Here is a 23,710-nt window from a genome sequence, read left to right as displayed (position 1 = left end):
TTCTATCCATTCAATTACTTAGAGCGGGGAGGTCTGGATTTTCCACCAGGACCGCTCTTCTGTTGTGTTGCTGTATTGGGAGAGAGGTCTCTTTTTCCATAAACCTCACCTTTGCAAATCCAGACTTTAATACCGATTCTTCCGTAGGTGGTATGTGCTTCACACAGCGCATAATCTACGTCTGCACGGAAAGTATGCAAAGGTACACGACCTTCTCTGTACTTTTCAGTCCGGGCGATCTCAGCACCACCGAGACGACCTGCCGCTGCCACGCGGATACCTTCGGCACCCATGCGCATGGTAGAAGCGACTGCCATTTTCATGGCACGACGGAATGAGATACGACCTTCGATCTGCTTGGCAATACTTTCAGCCACGAGTCTGGCATCCAGTTCAGGGCGTTTCACCTCAAAGATGTTGATCTGGATTTCCTTACGTGTGATCTTCTTGAGCTCTTCCTTCAACTTATCCACTTCCTTACCACCTTTTCCGATGATGATTCCGGGGCGGGCTGTATGGATGGTAACGGTAACCAGTTTCAGGGTACGTTCGATGACGATCTTTGCAATGCTGGCTTTAGACAGACGGGCGTTCAGGTACTGTCTGATTTTGTAGTCTTCCACCAACTTCTCGGTGTAGTTTCTGCCACCGTACCAGTTGGAATCCCAACCGCGGATAATGCCAAGTCTAAGACTGATAGGATGTGACTTCTGTCCCATGTATTAATTCGGTTTTTCTTCGGTTTTTTCTTCTGTCTTTCGGATATCAAGAACCAGGGTAACGTGGTTAGAACGCTTTCTGATCCTATGTGCACGGCCTTGAGGCGCGGGGCTGATCCGTTTCAGGACACGGCCACCGTCTACCCAAATTTCCTTTACGAACAGATTTTCGTCCGCCCTTTGGTCCGTTTTGGATTCATAATTGGCGATTGCGGATTTCAGCAGTTTTTCAACCCTAACGGCTGCATCCTTTGAACTGAATTCCAAAAGGCTCAGTGCCTGATAAACATCTTTTCCTCTCACCATGTCTGCCACCAACCTCATTTTTCTGGGCGATGTCGGACAGTTATTGAGTTTTGCGTAGTAAAGGCTTTTCTTTTGCTCCTTTACTTCTTCCGCTTTATTTCTTTTTCTAACTCCCATGACCAGGTGTCTTCTATGATTTATCTTTCTTGTGACCGGCATGACCGCGGAAAGTGCGGGTGGGTGCAAACTCACCGAATTTATGTCCCACCATATTCTCCGTTACATACACAGGTATGAATTTATTTCCGTTGTGCACGGCAAAGGTCAACCCTACGAACTCAGGAATGATCATGGATCTCCTTGACCAGGTTTTGATGACCTTCTTATTTCCACTGGATTGCTGGTCCATTGCCCGCTTTTCCAGTTTATATTCTACGAAAGGTCCTTTTTTAAGAGAACGTGCCATGTCTTACTTTTTCCTTTTTTCTACAATAAAACGATTCGAAGCCTTATTCTTTTTGCGGGTCTTATAACCTTTCGCCGGGATACCATTTCTGGATCTTGGGTGACCACCTGAAGATTTACCTTCACCACCACCCATTGGGTGATCTACAGGGTTCATCGCTACACCGCGTGTACGTGGTCTTCTGCCCAACCATCTGCGTCTTCCGGCCTTACCGGAGATCTCAAGGGACTTATCCGAGTTGGATGCAGCACCTATCGTAGCGAGGCAACTTGTCAGAACCATTCTTGTTTCTCCCGAAGGAAGTTTCACGGTTGCATATTTGCCTTCGCGTGCAACAAGTTGTGCACTGGTACCAGCACTTCTGGCGAGGGTTGCACCACCACCTGGCTTCAATTCAATACAACTGATGGTTGTACCCATCGGAATCTCACTAAGAAAAAGGGCGTTCCCGGTTTTCGGTGCTGCTCCTTTTCCGGAGACAATTTCCTGTCCTACTTCCAGTCCGGTAGGTGCAATGATATATCTCTTTTCACCATCGGCATAAAACAACAGGGCGATGCGCGCACTGCGGTTTGGATCATACTCCACTGTTTTCACCTTTGCAGGTATCCCGAACTTATCTCTTTTGAAATCGATGATACGGTATCTCTGCTTGTGTCCACCACCCACATTGCGTACGGTCATCTTACCCGTCTGATTTCTACCGCCTGTCCTTTTCTTCTTGGCCAGCAGTGATTTCTCCGGGCGATCGGCCGTAAGGCTATCGAAGGCGCTGATGATCTTAAAGCGCTGTCCTGGTGTAACCGGTTTTAGTTTTCTTAATGCCATGGTTCTATCGTATTCACTTAAATGCTACTGTAGAAGTCGATGGTTTCACCTTGTGCCAGAGAAACGACGGCTTTTTTCACCGCATTGGTCCGGCCTGAGAAGAAACCTTTCTTCGTATAGCGGGTCTTTAATTTTCCGTTGAACTTCATTGTGTTGACCGATTCCACCTTAACATTGTAAAGCGTTTCAACGGCTTTCTTGATCTCCACCTTATTCGCTTTGGTATCCACCAGGAACCCGTATTGGTTCAGCTTCTCCGTCGCGGCGGTTTGCTTTTCGGTGATCAACGGTTTATAAATCACGCTCATTTTTATTCGCTTAACAGGTTATCGATCTCTTTCAGTGAACTTTCGGTGACCATCAATCCTTTTGCATTCAGGATGTCGTAAGTATTGATGTCCTTCGCCTGGATCACCTTTGCATTTTTGATATTCCGTGCGGAGAGCAGTACTTTCTCATCGGCACCGGCCAATACCAAAAGTGATTTGCTGTTTTCCGCATTCAGATTTTTCAGTATTTCCAAATACTGTTTGGTCTTGATCTTATCAAAGGTAAAATCCTCAAGCACGGTCAGTCCGTTCTCCTTCGCCTTATAGGCCAGGGCTGATTTACGGGCAAGCTTACGAACCTTCTTGTTCAACTTGCTGTCGTATGTTCTGGGGCGAGGTCCGAAAACGCGGCCACCTCCTTTGAACAACGGGTTGTTGATGCTACCGACACGGGCTCCACCACCACCTTTTTGCTTCCTCAGCTTGCGGGTACTTCCTTTGATTTCCGCTCTTTCCTTGGCCTTGCTTGTGCCCTGTCTGCGGTTGGCAAGGATGTACTTTACATCCAGGTAGATCGCATGATCGCTTGGCTCTATACCAAAGATGGCATCATTGAGCTTTACCTTCTTGCTCGTCTTCTTGCCTTGAATATTTGTTACCGTCAATTCCATGTGACCGTTCAATTAATTATTTCTCAACCAGCACAAAAGATCCTTTGGGACCCGGAACTGCGCCGTTTACAATCAATACATTGTCTTCGGGGATCACCTTGATCACCTGCAGGTTTTGCACCTTCACACGCTTGTTACCGGTTTGTCCGGCCATGCGCATTCCTTTGAATACCCTTGAAGGGAAGGAAGAAGCACCAACGGAACCGGGTGCACGCTGACGGTCATGCTGACCGTGTGTGCGATCACCTACTCCGCTAAAACCATGTCTCTTTACAACGCCTTGAAAACCTTTACCTTTTGAAGTTCCCACAACATCGATCCAATCCCCTTCGCTGAAAATTTCCACGGTCACGGCATCTCCTTCTTTGCCGGGATTTGGGAAGTCCCGAAATTCAACCACTTCTTGTTTCGGAGTGGTTTTCGTTTTCCCGAAATGTCCCGCCAATGATTTAGGCGTATTCTTCTCTTTACGCTCACCAAAGGCGAGCTGAACAGCTTCGTAGCCATCCTTTTCAACGGTCTTGAGTTGCGTGATCACGCATGGTCCTGCCTGGATCACCGTACACGCGATATTCTTACCGTTTTCTAAAAACGTGCTGGTCATTCCCAGCTTCTTTCCAATGATACCTGCCATGGCTATCTGTTATTCGTACTGATCAAACTTTAATTTCTACTTCCACACCGCTGGGCAATTCCAGTTTCATAAGTGCATCAACCGTTTTGGATGTGGTGCTGTAAATATCCATCAGGCGCTTGTATGCACACAACTGGAACTGGTTCCTTGCCTTCTTGTTCACGTGAGGAGACTTCAACACGGTGAAGATCCTTTTGTGTGTAGGCAGTGGGATGGGACCACTCACCACCGCACCGGTGGACTTTACGGTCTTGACGATCTTTTCGGCCGACTTGTCAACCAGGTTATGATCGTACGATTTTAGTTTTATTCTGATTCTCTGGCTCATGATATGAATTAAACTTCTTCAGCTTTTTTTCCTTTGACTTTGGCTACCACCTCATCTGCGATATTCCTAGGAACCTCAGCATAATGTGAGAACTCCATGGTAGATGCTGCACGGCCTGAAGACAGGGTACGCAGGGTGGTCACATAACCGAACATTTCAGAAAGAGGGACTTTTGCGCGCACGATCTGGTCTCCACCTCTTGAATCCATCCCTTCCATCATGCCTCGGCGTCTGTTCAGGTCGCCAACCACATCCCCCATGTATTCATCAGGGGTCACAACTTCCACTTTCATGATGGGCTCCAGCAGCACCGGACTCGCTTTCCTGCAAGCTTCCCTGAATGCAGAGCGGGCACAAATTTCAAATGACAGTGAATCGGAATCCACATCGTGATATGAACCATCGCTCAGCACCACCCGAAGGTTTTCCACCGGATATCCGGCCAATACACCATTGTCCATGGCGGTTTTGAAACCTTTCTCTATGGCTGGAATATATTCACTGGGGATATTACCGCCCTTGATATTGTTAACGAATTCAAGGCCGGGCGTATCTTCTTCCTTCAATTCACGAGGACCAACGTTCACCACCATATCGGCAAACTTACCACGGCCACCCGTTTGTTTCTTATACACCTCACGGTGATCAACGGCTTTGGTAATGGTTTCTTTGTATGCTACCTGAGGAGCGCCCTGGTTACATTCAACCTTAAACTCACGCTTCAGACGATCCACGATGATCTCAAGGTGAAGCTCTCCCATTCCGCTGATAACCGTTTGACCGGTATCTTCATCTGTATGAACACGGAAAGTAGGATCTTCTTCAGAAAGTTTATTAAGGGCTACACCCAGCTTATCGACATCTGCCTGGGTTTTCGGCTCAATGGCCAAACCGATCACCGGCTCGGGGAAGGACATGCTTTCCAGCACGATGGGGTTCTTCTCTTCACAAAGTGTATCGCCTGTACGGATGTCTTTAAACCCAACAGCTGCACCAATATCACCAGCTTCGATCTTTTCAATCGCATTCTGTTTGTTGGAGTGCATTTGGAAAATGCGGGAAATACGTTCCTTGTTACCAGTCCGGGTATTCAAAACATATGAACCGGCAGCGAGTGTTCCGGAGTACATCCGGAAAAAAGCAAGACGGCCTACGTAAGGATCGGTTGCGATCTTAAACGCGAGGGCCGCCATTTTTTCAGAAGGGTCTGATTTTCTTTCTTCTTCCGCTCCTGTATCGGGATTGGTACCTTTGATATTGGGTACATCCACAGGGCTTGGCAGGAAGGTAGTGACTGCATCCAGCATGGTTTGAACACCCTTGTTCTTAAACGCTGAACCACACATCATCGGCACGATAGTCATGTCGATGGTGGCTTTGCGGATGGCAGCCATGATCTCTTCTTCAGAGATGGAATCAGGATTGTCGAAGAATTTCTCCATCAGTGTGTCGTCGTATTCAGCCACTGATTCGATCAGGTATTCCCTCCACTGTGTAACGGTATCTTTCAGATCTTCGGGAATGTCGATAACATCATACTTTGCACCAAGGCTTGAATCATCCCATACGATGGCCTGGTTACGGATCAAATCCACCACACCTTTGAAGGTCTCTTCAGCACCGATTGGAACCTGAAGGGGCACCGGCTTGGCTTTCAGGCGATTTTTCACTTGATCAACCACTGAAAAGAAGTCAGCACCTGAGCGGTCCATCTTATTCACAAAACCGATCCTGGGGACATGATATTTATTAGCCTGACGCCATACGGTTTCGGATTGAGGCTCCACACCGCCAACGGCACAAAAGAGGGCAACAGCACCATCCAATACCCGGAGGGAGCGTTCAACCTCAACGGTGAAGTCAACGTGTCCGGGAGTATCGATCAGGTTGATCTTAAATTTTTGGTCACGGTAAGTCCAGAAGCAGGTTGTTGCAGCAGAAGTGATGGTGATACCACGCTCCTGCTCCTGCACCATCCAGTCCATCGTTGCGGCACCGTCATGCACCTCACCGATCTTATAATTCACACCCGTGTAGAACAATATACGCTCAGACGTTGTTGTCTTACCGGCATCAATGTGGGCCATGATACCAATGTTCCGCGTATTTTTTAAATTACTCATTGTTTCGGTTCCCTGTTATGCTTAGAATCTAAAATGTGAAAACGCCTTGTTAGCTTCAGCCATGCGGTGTGTATCCTCTTTCTTTTTAAATGCAGCACCTTCTTCCTTCGACGCGGAAATAATCTCCTCCGCCAGTTTTTCACTCATTGTTTTTCCCTTTCTTTCGCGGGAGTACTTAATTAACCATTTGATTCCGAGGGATGTCTTCCGGCTAGGTCTGACCTCCTGTGGAATCTGAAAGGTGGATCCTCCTACACGGCGGCTTCTCACTTCGACCTGTGGAATCACATTGTTCAATGCTTTCTTCCAAACTTCCAGGCCATCTTCCTTGGTACGCTCGCTTACACGATCAATGGCACCATAGAAAATATCGTATGCAATACTTTTTTTACCGTCCTGCATCAGGTCGTTAACAAAGCGGGTTACCAAGGTATCCTTGAATCTGGGATCCGGTAACAGATAATTCTTTTTTGCTCTTCCTTTTCTCATGATCTATATAAGTCTAAGGACTATTTGGCAGCTTTAGGTTTCTTGGCTCCGTATTTTGACCTTCTTTGCTTCCGGCCATCTACACCAGAGGTATCCAATGTACCCCTCACAATATGGTAACGCACCCCCGGTAAATCCTTCACCCTGCCGCCACGCACCAATACAATACTGTGTTCCTGCAAGTTATGGCCTTCTCCCGGGATATATGCATTCACTTCCTTGGCATTGGTCAGACGTACCCTTGCTACTTTTCTCATAGCAGAGTTAGGTTTTTTAGGGGTTGTTGTGTAAACCCGCACGCAAACACCTCGTCTTTGCGGACATGAATCCAAGGCCGGAGACTTACTTTTGGAAACCAAGCTTTTCCGTCCTTTCCTTACCAATTGCTGAATTGTGGGCATTCTCTTATTATTTGATTGTCAATATTTCAGTGCCTCTTTGTCAAGTTTTCTCCCAATTTAGGGGCTGCAAAGGTACAAGATTATTTTAATAATCCAACATGAACATTCAAGATTTTCTCATGGTTTTTGATGCCCCCTTTTTTTCGGGTATTTGAGCGTTTCAGGCACCGGATTCTATAAACGATGTATCTAAGGCCAATCAGCACAGCCAGCGTTGATAAGTTTTATTGGGTATCGATTTCAAGGGTCGTAATTTTGCCAGCCATGTCGTATCTGGAAAAAATGAACGAGGCCCAGCGAAGGGCAATCGAATGCACGGAAGGGCCGGTCATGATTATTGCAGGTGCCGGTTCAGGAAAGACCCGTGTGCTTACCTACCGAATTGCCCATCTGCTGAGGAAAGGGGTGGATGCTTTTCACATCCTTGCGCTCACATTCACCAATAAGGCGGCCAGGGAGATGAAAAACCGGGTAATCGAGATTGTCGGGGACCAGGAAGCCCGAAATCTGTGGATGGGGACATTCCACTCCGTTTTTGCACGTATTCTCAGGATTGAAGGTGAGAAACTCGGCTATCCGCCCAACTTCACCATTTACGATACAGATGATGCCAAAAGTCTTTTAAGGGGTATTATTAAGGAAAGAAACCTGGACGACAAGGTATATCAGCCGGGTTATGTGCTCCATCGGATCTCATCAGCAAAAAACAGCCTGATCAGCGCTGAAGCTTATAAGAAAGATGCCAACATCCAGTCTGACGACCAGGCTTCCGGACGAAGCGAACTGGCCACCATCTTCCAGATATATAATGAACGGTGCTTCAAGGCAGGTGCCATGGATTTTGATGATATCCTCGTAAACACTTATAAACTCCTGCACCATTTTCCTGAGGTGTTGCACCGCTATCAGCACAAATTCAAATATGTGATGGTGGATGAGTATCAGGATACCAATCACGCTCAGTATACCATTATAAAGAAGTTGGCGAGCGTTCACGAAAATGTTTGTGTGGTGGGGGATGACGCACAAAGCATTTATGCATTCCGGGGAGCCAACATTCAAAACATCCTCAACTTTGAACGGGACTACCCGGGCGTACAGATCTTCCGTCTTGAACAGAATTACCGTTCCACCCAAACCATTGTCAACGCAGCCAACAGCCTGATCGAGCACAACACCGAGCGGTTGCGCAAAGAAGTCTGGACCGAAAATGAGGAAGGTGAAAAGATACGCGTTATGAAAGCCGCTTCGGACAACGAAGAAGGCAAGCTTATTGCGCAAATGATGTTTCAGACGAAAATGGAGTGGCGGCTTCCGAACAGCGATTTTGCGATTTTATACCGCACAAACGCACAATCCAGGGCCATGGAGGAAGCGCTTCGCCGAATGAATATCCCATACCGCATCTATGGCGGAACTTCCTTCTATCAGCGAAAGGAGATCAAAGATCTTCTGGCATATTTCCGGGTAACCGTGAACCCTAACGACGAAGAAGCTATTAAACGGATCATCAATTACCCGGCGAGAGGAATCGGTCAAACCACCGTTGATAAACTGGTCGTCGCCGCAAACGCCGGCACATCGGGCCTATGGCAGGTTGTTGAAAACCCGGGGAAAGCAGGCGCTGCCTTGAATGCCGGAACACGCTCCAAGATCGAAGCGTTCGCCATCATGATCAAAGGCTTTGCTGCACAACAGTCGACCAAGGATGCCTTTGAACTGGCCACCGAGATCGCCACACATTCAGGATTGCTCAGAAACCTCTACGACGACAAAACCCCGGAAGGAATCAGTCGTTATGAGAATATTCAGGAGCTTCTGAGTGGTATCAAAGCATTTTGTGAACAGGAAGAAGCAGATCCGGTCACCGGGGAGATACGCACAAAAACCCTGGCAGAATTCATTCAGGACGTGGCATTGCTTACTGATGCAGACCGTAACCAGGAAGCGGATGATGATGACCGGGTTTCCCTGATGACCATTCATGCGGCCAAGGGTCTGGAGTTTCCATATGTATTCATAGTTGGTATGGAGGAAAACCTTTTCCCATCTCAAATGTCCATGCAGTCACGGGCGGATCTCGAGGAAGAACGACGTCTGTTTTACGTGGCCCTCACCCGCGCGAAACAAGCTGCCTGCCTTTCGTTCGCAACCACACGCTTCAGATGGGGCAACCTGATGTATTGTGAACCGAGTCGCTTTCTGGAAGAAATAGATCCAAGATACCTGCTGATGCCTGATTTAAGCCGACAGGAACCGAAAAAGCAGATAACGGTTCAACCGGACCGGCAATATCAGGCCAGAAAAAAGGAAGCCATCAACACCCTGAACCGAAAACTGGTTCGCATCAATAAAAACAAGACTGATAAGCCATTCGAAGCGGATGATGTGGCAAATCTGCAACCAGGCATGGAGGTGGAACATCAACGTTTCGGAACAGGAAAGATTCTTAAAATTGAAGGACCCGGTGATAACCTGAAAGCTACCGTTCTCTTCAAAGATGCCGGACAAAAACAGTTATTGCTGAAATATGCAAGGTTGAAGATTTTATCCTGAGTCCTGCCTGGTCCACCTCTGCGAAGTATTATTTTCCTATATTTGTGCGTTACAAGATAACCGCGATGTTATATAAGGCCGATCCGGCCTGATCATCCAACAAACTTTAATAATTATTCATGGAATACAATACCGAAAGAGGACGTCTGGTCATTCCGGAATACGGCAGAAACATCCAGAAGATGGTGAACTATGCCTGCGCTGTTAGTAATCGTGAAGAACGGAACAAGGTGGCCAAGTCCATTATTAATGTCATGGGGCAATTGAATCCGCATCTGAGGGATATCAACGACTTCAAACATAAACTATGGGATCACCTGTTCATCATTTCCGAATTCAATCTGGATGTGGATAGTCCATATGAAATGCCAAAGCCCGATATCCTGGTCTCCAAACCCGATGCGATGGTATATCCCCACCATCATATGCGTTACAAACATTACGGCTTCACCATCGAAGAAATGATCCGTAAAGCGTGTGAGATGGAAGATGGGGAGAAAAAAGATGCCCTAGTAACGATTGTGGCCAACATGATGAAGAAGGCTTACCTGAGTTGGAACAAAGATTCCGTAAACGATCAGGACATCCTGGATCACCTGGACCAATTGTCACATGGCAAGCTTAAAATGAAGGACCCAAGCCGTTTGGCCAACACCAATGATTTACTTGCACAGGTAAATCCTCCCAGCAGCCGCAATGATAATCACGGTAAAAAGGGCAAGAAGAAATCTTCCCATCAGAAGAACCGTTCAAGGAAACGATTTTGATCCGCTTCCATGGCGACTTTTGAAATTACAGGAGGAAAGAAGTTAAGCGGCGACCTGCATCCTCAGGGTGCCAAGAACGAGGCATTGCAAGTGATCAGTGCCACCCTGCTTACCTCTGATAAGGTAACGCTGAGAAATCTTCCCGACATTATAGATATCAACATCCTGATCGATCTTTTGGGAGATATGGGTGTGGGCATCGACCGGAGCGACCGTTCTACCTGCACATTCGAAGCAAATAATATAGACCTTGACTACCTGAGTACGGATGAGTTTCGCAAAAAAAGCAGCCGCATCAGGGGTTCGGTTATGATTCTCGGGCCGCTCCTGGCGCGTTTCGGAAAAGCATACATCCCAAAACCCGGAGGAGATAAAATTGGCAGACGGCGTCTGGATACCCATTTCCTGGGCTTTCAACAACTGGGTGCCAACTTCGACTACCACTCAGGCTCCAACTTCTACACCGTAAGTGCCGATCGCCTTACCGGTTGCCACATGTTGCTTGATGAAGCATCGGTGACCGGTACCGCCAACATTGTTATGGCTGCTGTATTAGCCAAAGGAATCACCACCATTTACAATGCCGCATGCGAGCCCTATATCCAACAACTTTGCGCCATGCTGAACGCCATGGGCGCCAAAATCCGTGGCGTGGGCTCAAACCTGCTGTCCATTGAAGGAGTGGATAGCCTGGGTGGCACCACGCATACCCTCTTACCCGATATGATCGAGGTTGGCAGCTTCATAGGTCTTGCCGCCATGACCCAATCCGAAATTACCATCAAAGGATGCGGCATGGAACACCTCGGGTTGATCCCCAATGTATTCCGGAACCTGGGCATCCAATTGGATCAAAAGGGTGATGATATTCATATTCCTGCACAGGATCATTATGAAATTCAGGCATTCATGGATGGCTCCATCATGACCATCGCTGATGCACCGTGGCCGGGATTCACGCCGGACTTGTTAAGTATTGTTCTGGTGGTAGCTACCCAGGCAAAAGGCAGCGTACTTATCCATCAGAAGATGTTTGAGAGCCGCTTATTCTTTGTTGACAAACTGATTGACATGCGGGCTCAGATCATCCTTTGTGACCCACACAGGGCTACTGTCATCGGACTGAACCGGATGCACCCGCTACGCGGAATCGAGATGACCTCACCCGACATCCGTGCCGGGGTCGCCCTTCTGATCGCTGCAATGTCCGCTGAAGGCAAGAGCATCATCCACAACATTGAACAGATTGACCGCGGTTACCAACGCATTGATGAAAGACTGAACGCTCTTGGTGCTGAAATCAAACGCATCCCTTCCTGACATTCTTTTTCAAAAATTCCTTAATTTCGTAGCATGTCCAAGCAAAAACATCCATTGCTCATTGTCATCGGCGTTATGGCTGTTGTATTCGTTGCATTTGGTATCGCTCACAAATCTTCCGTTAATAAATATCCTGCCGAATCTGTTACCAGGATTACTGCAACAGCAGTTAACGTTGGAGACAAAGCACCGGAGCTGGAATTTGAAAATCCGGAGGGTAAAAAGATTGCCCTTTCTTCCCTGAAAGGCAGGATCGTCCTGATCGATTTCTGGGCTTCATGGTGCCTGCCCTGCCGCAGGGAGAATCCAAATCTTGTGGAAGCATACAGAAAATATAGTCTCTTGAAATTCAAGAATGCCAAAGGCTTTGAAGTCTTCAGCGTTTCTCTTGACACAGATCGCAATCGATGGGTAAACGCCATAAAACAGGATAACCTTTTGTGGGATTACCACGTGAGTGACCTGGGCGGATGGAAATCGGAAGCGGCAAATATCTATAATGTAAACTCAATACCAGCCGGTTTCCTGATCGACCAGAACGGTGTCGTGATCTCTAAAAACGTGCGTGGAATTGACCTGCACGTAGAATTAGATAAACTTGTAAAACGATAAGCCCCCCGAGTCCTTTCCAATTGCGCTTTGTTTGTGTTATCATTGCATCCTGATTGAAATCATCAGGATGTCAGCGAATGCCACAACCTGTCTGCCAATTTGACTGAGAAGCGGGTGTGGCAATATTTTTGACTCTCAGGAGTCAAGCATTAATTATCAATGAGAGGTATTATGGAAGAAAAAGAACCTATGAACGATATGGACGGACAATCCGGTGAATCAACCGGCACCGATGCTGTTGATCAACAAGAAAAGGGAGATGCAGGGATTGCAGAAGGCCGGGAGGATACGGACAACCTAGTATCCAAACATGCAGATGAGATCCAGGCATTGAATGATAAATACCTCAGGTTGTATTCGGAATTTGAGAATTTCCGCAAACGCACCCAGAAGGAACGCGCCGATCTGATTCGCACCGCAGGGGAAGACATCTTTACAGCACTTCTTCCTGTACTGGATGATTTTGAACGCGCACTCCAATCTATGATGAATGCAGAAGACGTAAAGTCTTTGAAGGAAGGCGTGGAATTGATACACCACAAACTTAAGAACACCCTTGAAAGCCGTGGATTGCGAGCGCTGGAATCAAAAGGTGAATCTTTTGATGTGGAGAAACATGAAGCTATTTCACAACTTCCGGCACCCGAAAAGAAACTGAAAGGAAAGGTGATTGAGGAGGTAGAAAAGGGATACACCTTGCATGACAAGGTAATTCGTTACGCCAAAGTCATTATAGGTCAATAAAAATAGACATGTCAAAACGCGATTATTACGACATACTGGGGGTGGAACGCAGTGCATCGGAAGCTGACATCAAGAAAGCCTACCGCAAGTTGGCCTTGAAATACCACCCGGATAAGAATCCGGGAGACAAGGAAGCGGAAGAAATGTTCAAAGAAGCGGCCGAAGCATATGAAGTACTAAGTAACAAAGAAAAGCGGCAGCGATATGATCAGTTCGGACATGCCGGCATGGGAGGTGCAGCTGGTGGCGGAGGCTTTGGCGGAGGCATGTCCATGGATGATATATTCAGTCAGTTCGGTGACATCTTTGGCGGCCATAATCCGTTTGAGTCATTTTTCGGTGGTGGCGGTGGCGGACGCGGACGTACAAGGGTCAATCGCGGCAGCAATCTGCGCATCAAGGTCACCCTTACGCTTCAGGAGGTGGCTGAAGGTGTGGAGAAAAAGATCAAAGTGGGTAAGTATGTGTCCTGCATATCCTGCAACGGATCAGGAGCAGATGGCAACAGTGGTTTCGAAACCTGTTCAACATGCAGAGGTAGTGGCCAGGTTACCCGCATTGCCAATACCATCCTTGGGCAGATGCAGACCAGTTCTACCTGCCCCAATTGCGGAGGAGAAGGACGTACGATTGCCAACAAATGCAATACCTGCTTCGGCGATGGCATCGTCAAAGGCGAGGAGGTCATCACCATCAAAATACCAGCAGGTGTAGAACAAGGTATGCAACTGAATCTGGGTGGCAAAGGAAATGCCGGCCCAAGGAATGGTGTTCCGGGTGATCTTATCGTCCTGATTGAAGAAAAAGAGGATCCGCAACTGATACGGGATGGAGAAAATGTGATTCACCATGCTTTTATAAGTTTTATAGACGCTGCCCTCGGAACATCCATTGAAGTTCCAACCATTACCGGAAAAGCCAAGATCAAAGTTGCTGCCGGCACCCAAAGTGGTAAAATACTTCGCTTGAAAGGAAAAGGCATCCCGTCATTGAATGGTTATGGCAAAGGCGATCAGCTCGTGGAAATAAATATCTACACACCGGAAAGCCTGTCTTCAGAAGAAAAGAGCATTCTGGAAAAGCTCAGAGATTCGAAAAATTTCAAACCCGGCAAGGGATCCGATCACAAGAGTTTTTTTGATCGCATGAAGGAGAAATTCTGAAATCCTGAGCGCCTCTTTGTTTTCAGACGATTGTTTACCTTTATCCAATGATGGATTCATTGTTAAGTGTTCGGAATGTAAGCAAATCGTTCACCGGACACCAAGCCCTCAACGACGTTAGTCTGGAGGTTCCGCCCGGAAGCATTTTCGGTTTGCTCGGACCCAATGGCGCGGGTAAAACAACGTTGATCCGAATCATCAACCAGATCATTATCCCCGATAACGGACAGGTTTATATCAACGGCGAACCGCTACGCCCCCATCACGTGGAAAACATCGGTTACCTTCCCGAAGAACGTGGATTGTACCGGAAAATGGAAGTGGGCGAACAGGCGCTTTACCTGGCAAGGCTGAAGGGGATGGATAGAAAAGAAGCGATCAAGCGACTGAGGTATTGGTTTGAGAAATTCGGCATCGAAGGATGGTGGCGGAAGAAAGTAGAAGAACTATCCAAAGGCATGCAGCAAAAGATCCAGTTCATCACCACCGTGCTGCATAAACCAGAGCTTCTCATATTCGATGAGCCGTTCAGCGGCTTTGATCCCATCAATGCCAACCTGATCAAAAAAGAGATTCTTCAACTGAGAGACGAAGGCAGCACCATACTTTTCTCTACCCACCGCATGGAATCCGTAGAGGAGTTATGCGATCACATCGCGCTGATTAATCATTCCAGGAAAATTCTGGATGGCTCCGTTGATGAAGTGCGGCGATCCTATCATAAAAACACTTACACGGTCACATTTACCGGAAACCTTCTGGCCTTCACCAACAGTCTTTGGGGTGGTGCGGAAGTTTTGAAGACCATGGAAAAGGATGGCCGCAATGAGGTCTCGGTTCGTCTCAGAAACGAACATAAACCAAATGATCTGCTGCAAGCAGTGATCCCTTATGTGGAGGTGATCGGGTTCCGCGAGGAGATTCCTCGCATGAACGAGATATTCATATCAAAGGTTGAAGAAATACATGGCCCGGATGCAAATCCTGACCTCATGAATACAGCCAATAACGATGAGTGAAGGCAGACATAAAATTCCACTGATCATTCGTCGGGAGTACCTCACCAGGGTGCGCAAGAAGTCGTTTATCATCATGACCATCCTGGGTCCGTTACTTACTGCGGGCATGGTGCTGGTGCCGTTGTGGCTGAGTAACATCACCAAAGAGCAAAGGCGCGTGGTGGTGGTGGACAATTCCTTTCTTTTTCCGGTAAGATCCATGCCCAGCAATGAGAATGTGATCTATAACTGGAAATACATCGATAAACAGTTCGTGGAAGTACAACGATTATTTAAAGATTCGGATGACGTATCGGTCCTTTTCATTCCGGAAAACATCCTGAAAGGGGGCGTAGTAACCCTTAATTCAAACAAAGAACCGGGGCTGAATACGGTCACCTATGTTCAAAAGGATGTCCAGAAAGTCATTGAAGAATACTGGATGATCAAGAACGATGTGAGCGAAGATGTGATCAGGCGTTTGCGAAGAAAGATACAGGTGGTCAGCAATATCGGCGATGAAGAATCGATTGTGGGCGTTCAGATACAGGTCGGATTTGTCGCATCTTTTATCATATATATGTTCATATTCCTGTATGGCGCCCAGATCATGCGCGGTGTGATGGAAGAAAAGAGCAACCGTATTGTGGAAGTGATCATAGCTTCTGTTAAACCATTCCACCTGATGATGGGAAAGATCATCGGTGTTTCCCTGGTTGGCCTGACGCAATTCCTGCTCTGGATCGTATTATCATTCACCGTGGTGGGCGGTCTGCAGATAGCCTTTGCCAAGGATTATTCAGCCGGGACCGTTGTTCAGAATTTCGCAGAGCAGGAAAGCATGGATGGTCAGCAAGAACAGGATCAGGTGGAGATTCCTGAGAAAATGAATGAGGTCATAGAGCGGTTTAACATGATCAACTGGCCTTTGATGATCGGCCTCTTTATATTTTACTTCATCGGAGGCTATCTCCTTTATGGTTCCTTTTTTGCAGCCATCGGTTCCGCGGTGGACAATGACACCGACACCCAACAATTCATGCTTCCCGTATCCATACCATTGATCATAGGGATCATGGTTGCAATGATATCCGGTCTTCAGGATCCCCATGGCAGTGTGGCCTATTGGTTCTCCCTGTTCCCTCTCACCTCTCCGGTAGTCATGATGGTGCGCATTCCTTTCGGTGTACACTGGAGCCAGATTGTCATTTCCGCCGTTTTGCTGATCGCCACCTTCCTGGGAGGTGTATGGTTGTCGGGGCGCATCTATCGCATCGGCATACTCCGGTATGGCAGCAAAGTATCGTGGGGGCAGATCTTCAAATGGATCCGGATGAAACAATGATGGCCGGTGGGCTGCATAAACATGTGGCAACGTTTTTGTAGATTCGACGTCACTTAGCTTTATGCTTAATACTCCAATTAACAACATTGAACATGGCCAAGATCCTTGTAATTGATGATGAAAAGAGTATCCGGAACACGCTGAGAGATATTCTCGAATATGAAAAATTCGAAGTCACGGAAGCTGCAGATGGAAAAGAGGCGCTTGACCTGGCCGCCAAGACCAAGTTTGATGTAATTCTTTGTGATATAAAGATGCCAAAAATGGACGGCATCGAGGTGCTGGAGAAGCTGAATGATCTGGCACCCGAATCTCCGGTAGTCATGATCTCCGGCCATGGCAATGTGGAAACGGCGGTTGATGCATTAAAAAAGGGGGCTTACGATTATATATCAAAACCCCTTGACCTGAACCGGCTCCTGGTGACGGTAAGAAATGCCCTTGACCGAAAAAGTCTGATCCAGGAAACGCGTGTTCTTAAAAAGAAGATTGCGAAAACTCATGACATGATCGGCGAGTCCAAAAGCATGGAGCAGGTAAAACAGATGATCGATAAAGTAGCAGAAACCGATGCCCGGGTACTGATCAATGGGGAGAACGGAACCGGAAAGGAATTGGTTGCCCGTTGGATCCACGCCAAAAGCAACCGCTCCGATGCCACATTGATCGAAGTGAACTGCGCAGCCATACCATCGGAACTGATCGAAAGTGAATTGTTCGGTCATGAAAAAGGTTCCTTCACTTCTGCGGTGAAACAGCGCATCGGAAAATTTGAACAGGCGACGGGAGGCACCCTTTTTCTTGACGAGATAGGTGACATGAGTTTATCCGCTCAGGCCAAAGTGCTTCGCGCCCTTCAGGAGAACAAGATTACACGGGTAGGTGGTGAAAAGGAGATCAAGGTGGATGTTCGCGTGATTGCCGCCACAAACAAAGATCTCCTGAAAGAGATAGAGGCCGGACGTTTTCGTGAGGATCTTTATCACCGCCTCGGTGTCATTGTGATCAAGGTACCTTCCCTGAATGAACGTCTTGATGACATTCCGCTGCTGGCCGAACATTTCAGTAAAATCATCTGCGCTGAAAGCGGAACCAAAGAAAAAGTCTTCACCAAAGAGGCCATTAAAGAATTACAAGGCATCAGGTGGACAGGTAATATTCGTGAATTCAGGAATGTGATCGAAAGACTCATTATACTTTGCGGCGACAAGATCACCGATAAGGATGTGAAAAACTTTGCACAGCCCTTGAGCGCCCAGGGATAGTTTACACTGAGAATATCCGGAATAACCCGGCTACGGCAGGCTGCGCCGTGGACTTGACTTCCGGTATTGTAATATTTACCTTTGACATTGCCTATTATATAAATCCTAATCCAAAACCAATTGAAATGAGCAAATTAAACTTAGATGATACAGAGGTTTTTGAAATGAGAACCTTTTACGAGGAGGAATTGGATCGCGCCATCAGAAGGGTTCAGCACATTCAAAATGTGTTGGGCAGATTGGGCGCAAACGTCCCTGCACTGGAAACCCTTTCTTCAACAACAGGCATCCGCACGCCGAATGTTGGTGAAAAAAAGGTGCGTCAGCGCCCGGGTCGCAAATCCGTATGGGAACAAATGATCCTGAAACGCCTCCGTCAGGTCGATAGGCCTTTGACATATGACGAGCTGACCGACGAGCTGATGGTCTACCACAAAATCCCTAAAGAAAAATTAAGAAGCACCAGACAGGCAGTGATTAGCGTCACTTTCAGGCTTCGCAACCGGGATCATAAGATCGACACCTTCTCAATGGGCCGCAGACAGAAATACATTGCGCTCAAAAGCTGGTTCAACGGGATCGGTAAGATCAATCCGGAGTACGCTGAAAAGATAAACGTACCGGGCAAAAAAACCAGAAAAGCAAAAGCCAGTGCACCTGTAACGAAGGCAAAAGCCACAAAGGCCACAACAAGGAAAACCGTTGCAAAGGTTGGCAGGCCACGCAAGACCCGTAAGTAAAAGTTAATTGCAAGTAATTTCCTGGTGAAGCCTGGTTATTGACTTACCAGCGTTTCTGCTTTCGCAAGTGCAGCGGTAAGGCCTTCAGCGTTTTTACCACCCGCTGTGGCAAAAAATGGTTGTCCGCCGCCGCCGCCTTGAATTTCTTTTGCCAGTTCACGGACCCACGTGCCGGCATCCCAGGATTTGTCTTTGACCAGATCATCACTGATCATTACATTTAGCGATGGTTTATCATTGAATACACTTCCTATGACCAGTGCCAGGTTATTGTATTTCTCACGCATGGTAAAAGCAATATCCTTGATGCTGGCATTATCCGCATCATAGCGGGTGATGAGCACCCTGATATCTCCATGCTCACGGATCTGGTTTTCCAGATCCGCACCGGCTTGTTGTGCTTCTTTCCTTCTGGCGATCTCGATCGATGCCATGACCGATTTCGCAACCTCTTTCCAGGAACTGAATTTCTCCGGCTCAACCACTGCCAGGCCGTCCTTTTCAGCAGCAGCGATTTTTTGCTGCACTGCGGTAACAAGCTCATGGGCATGTACCAGATCACCCTTTTCAGGATCTGCCGTCTTCAATTGATTCACCAGCGTTTCCAATTCCATTAAACGTTGGTTCTGGATTCGGCTCTGTTCTGCCAGAAACGTTAAGGCTGCCTCTCCGGTCAGCGCCTCGATTCTTCGTATACCAGCTGCCACAGATGCCTCTTTCACGATATGGAAAGCCTGAATATCTTCTGTGTTGCTTACGTGTATTCCTCCACACAATTCAACGGAGTCACCGAACCGGATCACACGGACCTTATCCCCATACTTTTCTCCAAACAGCGCCATGGCGCCCATATTCTTTGCTTCCTGCATAGGCACGGCCCTTCGCTCATCCAGCTTATGCGCCGCTTTTATTTCATGCAGAACCGATTGCTCGATCACCTTCAATTCATCCGGGGATACTTTTTGAAAATGAGAAAAATCAAATCGCAGGTGTTCCGCATCAACCAGCGAACCTTTCTGTTCCACGTGCTTACCCAGGTGATGCCGGAGTGCCGCGTGCAACAGATGTGTGGCAGAGTGGTTCTTTGCCGTTGCTTTTCTGTTTTCCACATTGACTTCAGCCTGGAAAGCAACAGACGGGTCCGCAGGTAGTTTCTCCGTGAAATGCAGGATCAGATCGTTCTCCTTGCGGGTAGTAATGACTTCAATCTTTTCCGAGCCATTCTCCAACCATCCGGTGTCACCAACCTGCCCGCCACCTTCCGGATAAAACGGTGTCTTGTCGAGCACCAATTGAAAACCACTTTTACCTTTGGCAGCATATGTACGATAACGCAGGATGTGAACTTCCTCTTTCAGACTATCGTAACCGAGGAATGTTGTTTCTCCGTTTTCCACGACACTAATCCAGTCGCCCGTTTCCAGCTTACCGGCCTTCCTTGATCTATCCTTTTGTTCTTGTAGACAACGCTCATATACTTGTTCATCTATTCCGGGAAATCCTTTCTCACGGGCCATCAGGGAGGTCAAATCCACCGGGAATCCGTAGGTATCAAAAAGCTCGAAAGCAATTTCTCCGGGAAACCCTTTTCCACCCTTAGAATCTAATTGTTCACAGGCTTTTTCAAACCGTACAATCCCTTTTTCCAGCGTGTGTAAAAAGTTGTTCTCTTCTTCCCTGATCACTTCTGTTATGAGGCCTTGTTGTGATTTCAGTTCCGGAAAGGAGGTCCCCATCTGCTCCACCAGAACAGGCACCAATTGGTGTATAAAGGATTCACGGATGTCAAGAAAGCTATACCCATAACGAATCGCTCTTCTCAGAATACGTTTGATCACATATCCTGCACCATTGTTCGTAGGCAACTGTCCATCGGCAATGGAAAAAGCAACGGCACGAACATGATCTGAGATCACCCTCATGGCAATATCTATTTGTTCTTCTTTACCGTAAGGTTTCCCTGTCATGCGTTCAAGTACGCCAATCAGAGGCGTGAACACATCCGTATCATAGTTGGAACGTTTACCTTGAAGGACCATGCACAACCTTTCCAGACCCATGCCGGTATCCACATGTTGTTGGGGAAGTTTTTCAAGGCTACCATCTTTCTTCCGGTTGAATTCCATAAAAACAAGGTTCCAGATCTCAATGACCTGGGGGTGTCCTGCATTAACCAATGACCGGCCTTCTACTTTGGACCGTTCCTCATCTGTCCGGATATCCACATGAATTTCCGAGCAGGGACCACAAGGCCCGGTATCTCCCATCTCCCAGAAGTTATCTTTTTTTCCAAACGGCAGAATCCGGTCTTCAGGAACAAAAGCCGACCAAAAACCGCGGGCGTCATCATCGACGGGCAGACCATCATTCTCATCACCCCCAAACACGGTCACGTAAATCCGCTCTTTTTCCAGCCCATAGTCCATCAGCAACTCCCACGCCCACCGGATGGCTTCCTCCTTGAAATAGTCTCCGAAAGACCAGTTGCCCAACATCTCAAACATGGTGTGATGATAGGTGTCGACACCCACCTCTTCCAGGTCATTGTGTTTGCCGGAAACACGCAGGCATTTTTGGGTATCGGCTACACGTTTTACATCAGGGGTTTTATTGCCGAGGAAATAGTCCTTAAACTGGTTCATCCCAGCATTGGTAAACATCAGGGTGGGGTCGTTGGTAACCACCATGGGCGCGGAGGGAACAATATTGTGGCCTTTGGATTGAAAGAATTCCAGGAACCGGCTACGGATTTTATTCACATTCACAAGAGGGGCCTTATCACTCATATGTTAATAATTCTCTGACAGTCAACAGGATTGCTGTTTGAATACTTGATGTAAGATTGCTATATTTGCCCGGCTGCAAATGTAAGCCGGCCTGAAAAAAGGTCAAAGTTAGCCAAATCCGTAATACGAAACATGGCAAAGGTACAGTTCAAATACAACCCTAAGACACTCGATTACGATATCGTGAAACGCACATGGAAGCAATATGTGCTTCGTGTGCTTTCCCTTGCTTCCATTGTTTTTGTGATTGCCGCTGCACTTGTATTTGTTGTTCACCAATGGTTCCCTTCACCGACGGAACGTTTGCTGGAGCGTGAGAACGAGAACCTTGTTCTTCAGATGGAGATCATCAACAAGCGCCTGGGTAACCTGTCTGAGGTACTTGGGGATCTTCAACGTCGCGATGACGATATCTACCGCATCATCTTTGAAGCAGAGCCTGTTCCGGAAAGTGTTCGGAAAGCGGGATTTGGTGGTGTGAACAGATACAAAGACCTTGAGGGGTATGCCAATTCCCAACTCATCATAGAAACGACCAAGAAGGTAGACAAGCTAAGCAAGCAACTGTATGTGCAATCACGTTCCTTTGATGACGTATTTCACATGGCCAAGAACAAAGCCGAAATGCTGGCTTCCATTCCTGCCATTCAGCCCATCGCCAACAAAGACCTTGAAAGGATGGCCTCGGGTTTCGGATACAGAATCCACCCTATTTACAAGACGACAAAAATGCATACCGGCATGGACTTCACCGCAACCCAGGGAACTGAGATTTACGCAACCGGTGACGGAACCGTTGAGGTGGCTGAGAACGGAAGAGGTTATGGAATTCATGTTGTGATCAATCATGGCTATGACTATCAATCCCTCTACGGCCACATGTCACGCATGCTGGTGAAGGTCGGTGAGAAAGTCAAGCGCGGTCAGGTGATCGGTTATGTGGGAAGCACCGGTGTGTCCATCGGCCCGCACTGCCACTATGAGATCATCAAGAACGGCACAAAGGTGAACCCGATCAACTATTACTACAACGACCTTTCGCCTGAGGAATACGACAAGATGATTGAACTGGCATCCCGTTCAAATCAGTCGTTCGACTAAGATTTCCCTTTCACATCATGCCTTACAAGGAGACCGACACTGTTAAGCTTTATTACTCCATCGGTGAGGTAGCTCAGATGTTTGATGTAAACACCTCACTGATCCGGTTCTGGGAAAAGGAGTTTGATATCATCAAACCCAAAAAGAACAAGAAGGGAAATCGTTTATTCACCCAGGAAGATGTGGATCATTTCCGGCTCATCTTTCATCTGGTGAAGGAACGCGGTTATACCCTGAGCGGTGCCAAGCAGAAACTGAAGGAGAATAAATCAGACACCATCGACCAGGGTGAGATCGTCAAGGCCTTAAAAAACATCCGGGATTTTCTGGTTGATCTGCGCGAGTCCTTGTAGCCTGACAAGCGTTCCGGATCACATGTAATTTCCCTGCATCAGGTAATTCTTCACGTAGTCAGTCACCCCATCTTCCAGTGATACAAATGGCTGGTCATACCCAATGGAGCGAAGTTTGCTCATATCCGCTTCGGTGAAATACTGGTACTTGTCACGGATATCTTCAGGCGTATCTATGAAAGCGATCTGCTCCGGTGCATTCATTGCAGTAAAAGTCGATTTTACCAGGTCCATAAAGGTGCGGGCCTTGCCGGTACCCAGATTGTACAAGCCGGAATGCTTACGCAATTCCATCAGAAAGAGACACACCTTCACGACATCCTTCACGTATACAAAGTCCCTAAGCTGCATGCCATCCCTGTAATCCGGATTATGGCTTCTGAACAGCCTCATGCTTCCGGTATCCCGGATTTGATAAAATGCATGATAAATGACTGAAGCCATTCTGCCTTTATGATATTCATTGGGTCCGTAGACATTAAAAAATTTCAGGCCTGCCCAGAAATAAGGTTGCTTTTCAGAAGCCAACGCCCATTTGTCAAACTCATTTTTAGAGACCCCGTATGGATTCAACGGAGCAAGCTTGTTGACAATTTCGTGATCATCACGGTAGCCATGCTCGCCAAGGCCGTAGGTTGCTGCGGAGGATGCATACACCAAAGGAAGACCATATGCTACACACTTCTCCCAGACCATTTTGGAATAATCTACATTCAGGCGATCGAAGATAGCCTTATCAAACTCCGTGGTATCCGTACGTGCACCGATGTGAAAAATAAACTGTAC

Annotated in this window: 25 protein-coding genes; 12 read left to right on the top strand and 13 right to left on the bottom strand. The window is 47.4% G+C overall.

All coding sequences use genetic code 11. The annotated features are described in order from the left end of the window. Positions 1 to 14 precede the first annotated feature (14 nt). From rpsC to rpsL, 11 genes are read right to left on the bottom strand one after another with little or no spacing between them, the layout of a single operon-like run. On the bottom strand, positions 15 to 719 hold the full coding sequence (gene rpsC, locus KDD36_01825) for a 30S ribosomal protein S3 (GenBank protein MCB0395360.1): 705 nt from the start codon (positions 717 to 719) through the stop codon (positions 15 to 17). A 3-nt stretch (positions 720 to 722) separates the two neighbouring features. After that, a complete protein-coding gene (gene rplV, locus KDD36_01820) occupies positions 723 to 1,142 on the bottom strand; it encodes a 50S ribosomal protein L22 (GenBank protein ID MCB0395359.1) in 420 nt (139 codons plus the stop codon). A gap of 13 nt (positions 1,143 to 1,155) precedes the next feature. Further along, entirely contained in the window at positions 1,156 to 1,431 is a 276-nt protein-coding gene (gene rpsS, locus KDD36_01815; protein ID MCB0395358.1) for a 30S ribosomal protein S19, read from the bottom strand. Positions 1,432 to 1,434: 3 nt separating this feature from the next. Continuing rightward, positions 1,435 to 2,259 (bottom strand): 50S ribosomal protein L2, encoded by an 825-nt coding sequence (gene rplB / locus KDD36_01810; GenBank protein MCB0395357.1) that lies wholly within the window; start codon positions 2,257 to 2,259, stop codon positions 1,435 to 1,437. A 17-nt stretch (positions 2,260 to 2,276) separates the two neighbouring features. Continuing rightward, positions 2,277 to 2,567: a 50S ribosomal protein L23 gene (gene rplW / locus KDD36_01805; protein MCB0395356.1), complete on the bottom strand. Its 291-nt coding sequence runs from the start codon at positions 2,565 to 2,567 to the stop codon at positions 2,277 to 2,279. Positions 2,568 to 2,569: 2 nt separating this feature from the next. Then, a complete protein-coding gene (gene rplD, locus KDD36_01800; GenBank protein MCB0395355.1) occupies positions 2,570 to 3,199 on the bottom strand; it encodes a 50S ribosomal protein L4 in 630 nt (209 codons plus the stop codon). A 16-nt stretch (positions 3,200 to 3,215) separates the two neighbouring features. Then, the gene (rplC, locus tag KDD36_01795; protein ID MCB0395354.1) at positions 3,216 to 3,833 is read right to left on the bottom strand and encodes a 50S ribosomal protein L3; all 618 of its coding nucleotides are present in this window, start codon (positions 3,831 to 3,833) and stop codon (positions 3,216 to 3,218) included. 22 nt (positions 3,834 to 3,855) lie between these two features. Continuing rightward, positions 3,856 to 4,161: a 30S ribosomal protein S10 gene (rpsJ, locus tag KDD36_01790; protein MCB0395353.1), complete on the bottom strand. Its 306-nt coding sequence runs from the start codon at positions 4,159 to 4,161 to the stop codon at positions 3,856 to 3,858. A gap of 8 nt (positions 4,162 to 4,169) precedes the next feature. Further along, positions 4,170 to 6,284 carry an elongation factor G gene (gene fusA, locus KDD36_01785; protein ID MCB0395352.1) on the bottom strand — a complete coding sequence of 705 codons (2,115 nt, stop codon included), beginning with the start codon at positions 6,282 to 6,284 and terminating at the stop codon, positions 4,170 to 4,172. Between the two features lie 21 nt (positions 6,285 to 6,305). Further along, entirely contained in the window at positions 6,306 to 6,773 is a 468-nt protein-coding gene (gene rpsG / locus KDD36_01780) for a 30S ribosomal protein S7 (GenBank protein MCB0395351.1), read from the bottom strand. Between the two features lie 20 nt (positions 6,774 to 6,793). After that, positions 6,794 to 7,174 (bottom strand): 30S ribosomal protein S12, encoded by a 381-nt coding sequence (rpsL, locus tag KDD36_01775; GenBank protein MCB0395350.1) that lies wholly within the window; start codon positions 7,172 to 7,174, stop codon positions 6,794 to 6,796. Positions 7,175 to 7,438: 264 nt separating this feature from the next. Between rpsL and KDD36_01770 the strand changes: the two genes are divergently transcribed. The 10 genes from KDD36_01770 to KDD36_01725 all read left to right on the top strand — a co-directional run bounded on the left by KDD36_01770 (position 7,439) and on the right by KDD36_01725 (position 18,684). After that, positions 7,439 to 9,730, top strand: coding sequence for a UvrD-helicase domain-containing protein (locus tag KDD36_01770; GenBank protein MCB0395349.1), 2,292 nt, complete (start codon positions 7,439 to 7,441; stop codon positions 9,728 to 9,730). 119 nt (positions 9,731 to 9,849) lie between these two features. Then, positions 9,850 to 10,497 (top strand): DUF4290 domain-containing protein, encoded by a 648-nt coding sequence (locus KDD36_01765; GenBank protein ID MCB0395348.1) that lies wholly within the window; start codon positions 9,850 to 9,852, stop codon positions 10,495 to 10,497. A 9-nt stretch (positions 10,498 to 10,506) separates the two neighbouring features. Continuing rightward, positions 10,507 to 11,817, top strand: a complete 1,311-nt coding sequence (murA, locus tag KDD36_01760; protein ID MCB0395347.1) for a UDP-N-acetylglucosamine 1-carboxyvinyltransferase — start codon at positions 10,507 to 10,509, stop codon at positions 11,815 to 11,817. A 33-nt stretch (positions 11,818 to 11,850) separates the two neighbouring features. After that, positions 11,851 to 12,429, top strand: coding sequence for a redoxin domain-containing protein (locus KDD36_01755; GenBank protein MCB0395346.1), 579 nt, complete (start codon positions 11,851 to 11,853; stop codon positions 12,427 to 12,429). A 159-nt stretch (positions 12,430 to 12,588) separates the two neighbouring features. Next, positions 12,589 to 13,173: a nucleotide exchange factor GrpE gene (locus KDD36_01750; GenBank protein MCB0395345.1), complete on the top strand. Its 585-nt coding sequence runs from the start codon at positions 12,589 to 12,591 to the stop codon at positions 13,171 to 13,173. Between the two features lie 8 nt (positions 13,174 to 13,181). Then, on the top strand, positions 13,182 to 14,336 hold the full coding sequence (gene dnaJ, locus KDD36_01745) for a molecular chaperone DnaJ (protein ID MCB0395344.1): 1,155 nt from the start codon (positions 13,182 to 13,184) through the stop codon (positions 14,334 to 14,336). 50 nt (positions 14,337 to 14,386) lie between these two features. Further along, complete coding sequence (locus KDD36_01740; GenBank protein MCB0395343.1) at positions 14,387 to 15,355, top strand: ATP-binding cassette domain-containing protein; 969 nt, start codon at positions 14,387 to 14,389, stop codon at positions 15,353 to 15,355. Continuing rightward, positions 15,348 to 16,679: an ABC transporter permease gene (locus KDD36_01735; GenBank protein MCB0395342.1), complete on the top strand. Its 1,332-nt coding sequence runs from the start codon at positions 15,348 to 15,350 to the stop codon at positions 16,677 to 16,679. The genes KDD36_01740 and KDD36_01735 overlap by 8 nt, the downstream gene beginning before the upstream one ends. Before the next feature lie 92 nt (positions 16,680 to 16,771). Then, the gene (locus KDD36_01730; GenBank protein MCB0395341.1) at positions 16,772 to 17,944 is read left to right on the top strand and encodes a sigma-54-dependent Fis family transcriptional regulator; all 1,173 of its coding nucleotides are present in this window, start codon (positions 16,772 to 16,774) and stop codon (positions 17,942 to 17,944) included. A gap of 125 nt (positions 17,945 to 18,069) precedes the next feature. Further along, complete coding sequence (locus KDD36_01725) at positions 18,070 to 18,684, top strand: hypothetical protein (protein MCB0395340.1); 615 nt, start codon at positions 18,070 to 18,072, stop codon at positions 18,682 to 18,684. A gap of 35 nt (positions 18,685 to 18,719) precedes the next feature. Here the strand turns inward: KDD36_01725 and alaS are convergent, their stop codons facing one another. Next, positions 18,720 to 21,449 (bottom strand): alanine--tRNA ligase, encoded by a 2,730-nt coding sequence (alaS, locus tag KDD36_01720; GenBank protein MCB0395339.1) that lies wholly within the window; start codon positions 21,447 to 21,449, stop codon positions 18,720 to 18,722. A gap of 153 nt (positions 21,450 to 21,602) precedes the next feature. On the opposite strand from alaS, the gene KDD36_01715 reads away from it, so the two are divergent. Both KDD36_01715 and KDD36_01710 read left to right on the top strand, forming a co-directional pair. Next, on the top strand, positions 21,603 to 22,571 hold the full coding sequence (locus tag KDD36_01715) for a M23 family metallopeptidase (GenBank protein ID MCB0395338.1): 969 nt from the start codon (positions 21,603 to 21,605) through the stop codon (positions 22,569 to 22,571). 17 nt (positions 22,572 to 22,588) lie between these two features. Beyond that, the gene (locus KDD36_01710; protein ID MCB0395337.1) at positions 22,589 to 22,924 is read left to right on the top strand and encodes a MerR family transcriptional regulator; all 336 of its coding nucleotides are present in this window, start codon (positions 22,589 to 22,591) and stop codon (positions 22,922 to 22,924) included. Positions 22,925 to 22,942: 18 nt separating this feature from the next. Here the strand turns inward: KDD36_01710 and rfaD are convergent. After that, positions 22,943 to 23,710: ADP-glyceromanno-heptose 6-epimerase (gene rfaD, locus KDD36_01705; GenBank protein ID MCB0395336.1), on the bottom strand; the 768-nt coding region annotated here is incomplete at its 5' end.

Source organism: Flavobacteriales bacterium (genome assembly GCA_020435415.1).
Lineage (GTDB): Bacteria > Bacteroidota > Bacteroidia > JACJYZ01 > JACJYZ01 > JACJYZ01.
The sequence above is the reverse complement of the archived record's forward strand: the minus strand, read 5'-3'. Positions and strand labels throughout refer to the sequence as shown.

What these genes read in the sequence shown, in the direction of transcription:
- rpsC (MCB0395360.1), bottom strand. Translation starts at nt 719, where the DNA reads ATGGGACAGAAGTCACATCCTATCAGTCTTAGACTTGGCATTATCCGC.
- rplV (MCB0395359.1), bottom strand. Translation starts at nt 1,142, where the DNA reads ATGGGAGTTAGAAAAAGAAATAAAGCGGAAGAAGTAAAGGAGCAAAAG.
- rpsS (MCB0395358.1), bottom strand. Translation starts at nt 1,431, where the DNA reads ATGGCACGTTCTCTTAAAAAAGGACCTTTCGTAGAATATAAACTGGAA.
- rplB (MCB0395357.1), bottom strand. Translation starts at nt 2,259, where the DNA reads ATGGCATTAAGAAAACTAAAACCGGTTACACCAGGACAGCGCTTTAAG.
- rplW (MCB0395356.1), bottom strand. Translation starts at nt 2,567, where the DNA reads ATGAGCGTGATTTATAAACCGTTGATCACCGAAAAGCAAACCGCCGCG.
- rplD (MCB0395355.1), bottom strand. Translation starts at nt 3,199, where the DNA reads ATGGAATTGACGGTAACAAATATTCAAGGCAAGAAGACGAGCAAGAAG.
- rplC (MCB0395354.1), bottom strand. Translation starts at nt 3,833, where the DNA reads ATGGCAGGTATCATTGGAAAGAAGCTGGGAATGACCAGCACGTTTTTA.
- rpsJ (MCB0395353.1), bottom strand. Translation starts at nt 4,161, where the DNA reads ATGAGCCAGAGAATCAGAATAAAACTAAAATCGTACGATCATAACCTG.
- fusA (MCB0395352.1), bottom strand. Translation starts at nt 6,284, where the DNA reads ATGAGTAATTTAAAAAATACGCGGAACATTGGTATCATGGCCCACATT.
- rpsG (MCB0395351.1), bottom strand. Translation starts at nt 6,773, where the DNA reads ATGAGAAAAGGAAGAGCAAAAAAGAATTATCTGTTACCGGATCCCAGA.
- rpsL (MCB0395350.1), bottom strand. Translation starts at nt 7,174, where the DNA reads ATGCCCACAATTCAGCAATTGGTAAGGAAAGGACGGAAAAGCTTGGTT.
- KDD36_01770 (MCB0395349.1), top strand. Translation starts at nt 7,439, where the DNA reads ATGTCGTATCTGGAAAAAATGAACGAGGCCCAGCGAAGGGCAATCGAA.
- KDD36_01765 (MCB0395348.1), top strand. Translation starts at nt 9,850, where the DNA reads ATGGAATACAATACCGAAAGAGGACGTCTGGTCATTCCGGAATACGGC.
- murA (MCB0395347.1), top strand. Translation starts at nt 10,507, where the DNA reads ATGGCGACTTTTGAAATTACAGGAGGAAAGAAGTTAAGCGGCGACCTG.
- KDD36_01755 (MCB0395346.1), top strand. Translation starts at nt 11,851, where the DNA reads ATGTCCAAGCAAAAACATCCATTGCTCATTGTCATCGGCGTTATGGCT.
- KDD36_01750 (MCB0395345.1), top strand. Translation starts at nt 12,589, where the DNA reads ATGAGAGGTATTATGGAAGAAAAAGAACCTATGAACGATATGGACGGA.
- dnaJ (MCB0395344.1), top strand. Translation starts at nt 13,182, where the DNA reads ATGTCAAAACGCGATTATTACGACATACTGGGGGTGGAACGCAGTGCA.
- KDD36_01740 (MCB0395343.1), top strand. Translation starts at nt 14,387, where the DNA reads ATGGATTCATTGTTAAGTGTTCGGAATGTAAGCAAATCGTTCACCGGA.
- KDD36_01735 (MCB0395342.1), top strand. Translation starts at nt 15,348, where the DNA reads ATGAGTGAAGGCAGACATAAAATTCCACTGATCATTCGTCGGGAGTAC.
- KDD36_01730 (MCB0395341.1), top strand. Translation starts at nt 16,772, where the DNA reads ATGGCCAAGATCCTTGTAATTGATGATGAAAAGAGTATCCGGAACACG.
- KDD36_01725 (MCB0395340.1), top strand. Translation starts at nt 18,070, where the DNA reads ATGAGCAAATTAAACTTAGATGATACAGAGGTTTTTGAAATGAGAACC.
- KDD36_01715 (MCB0395338.1), top strand. Translation starts at nt 21,603, where the DNA reads ATGGCAAAGGTACAGTTCAAATACAACCCTAAGACACTCGATTACGAT.
- KDD36_01710 (MCB0395337.1), top strand. Translation starts at nt 22,589, where the DNA reads ATGCCTTACAAGGAGACCGACACTGTTAAGCTTTATTACTCCATCGGT.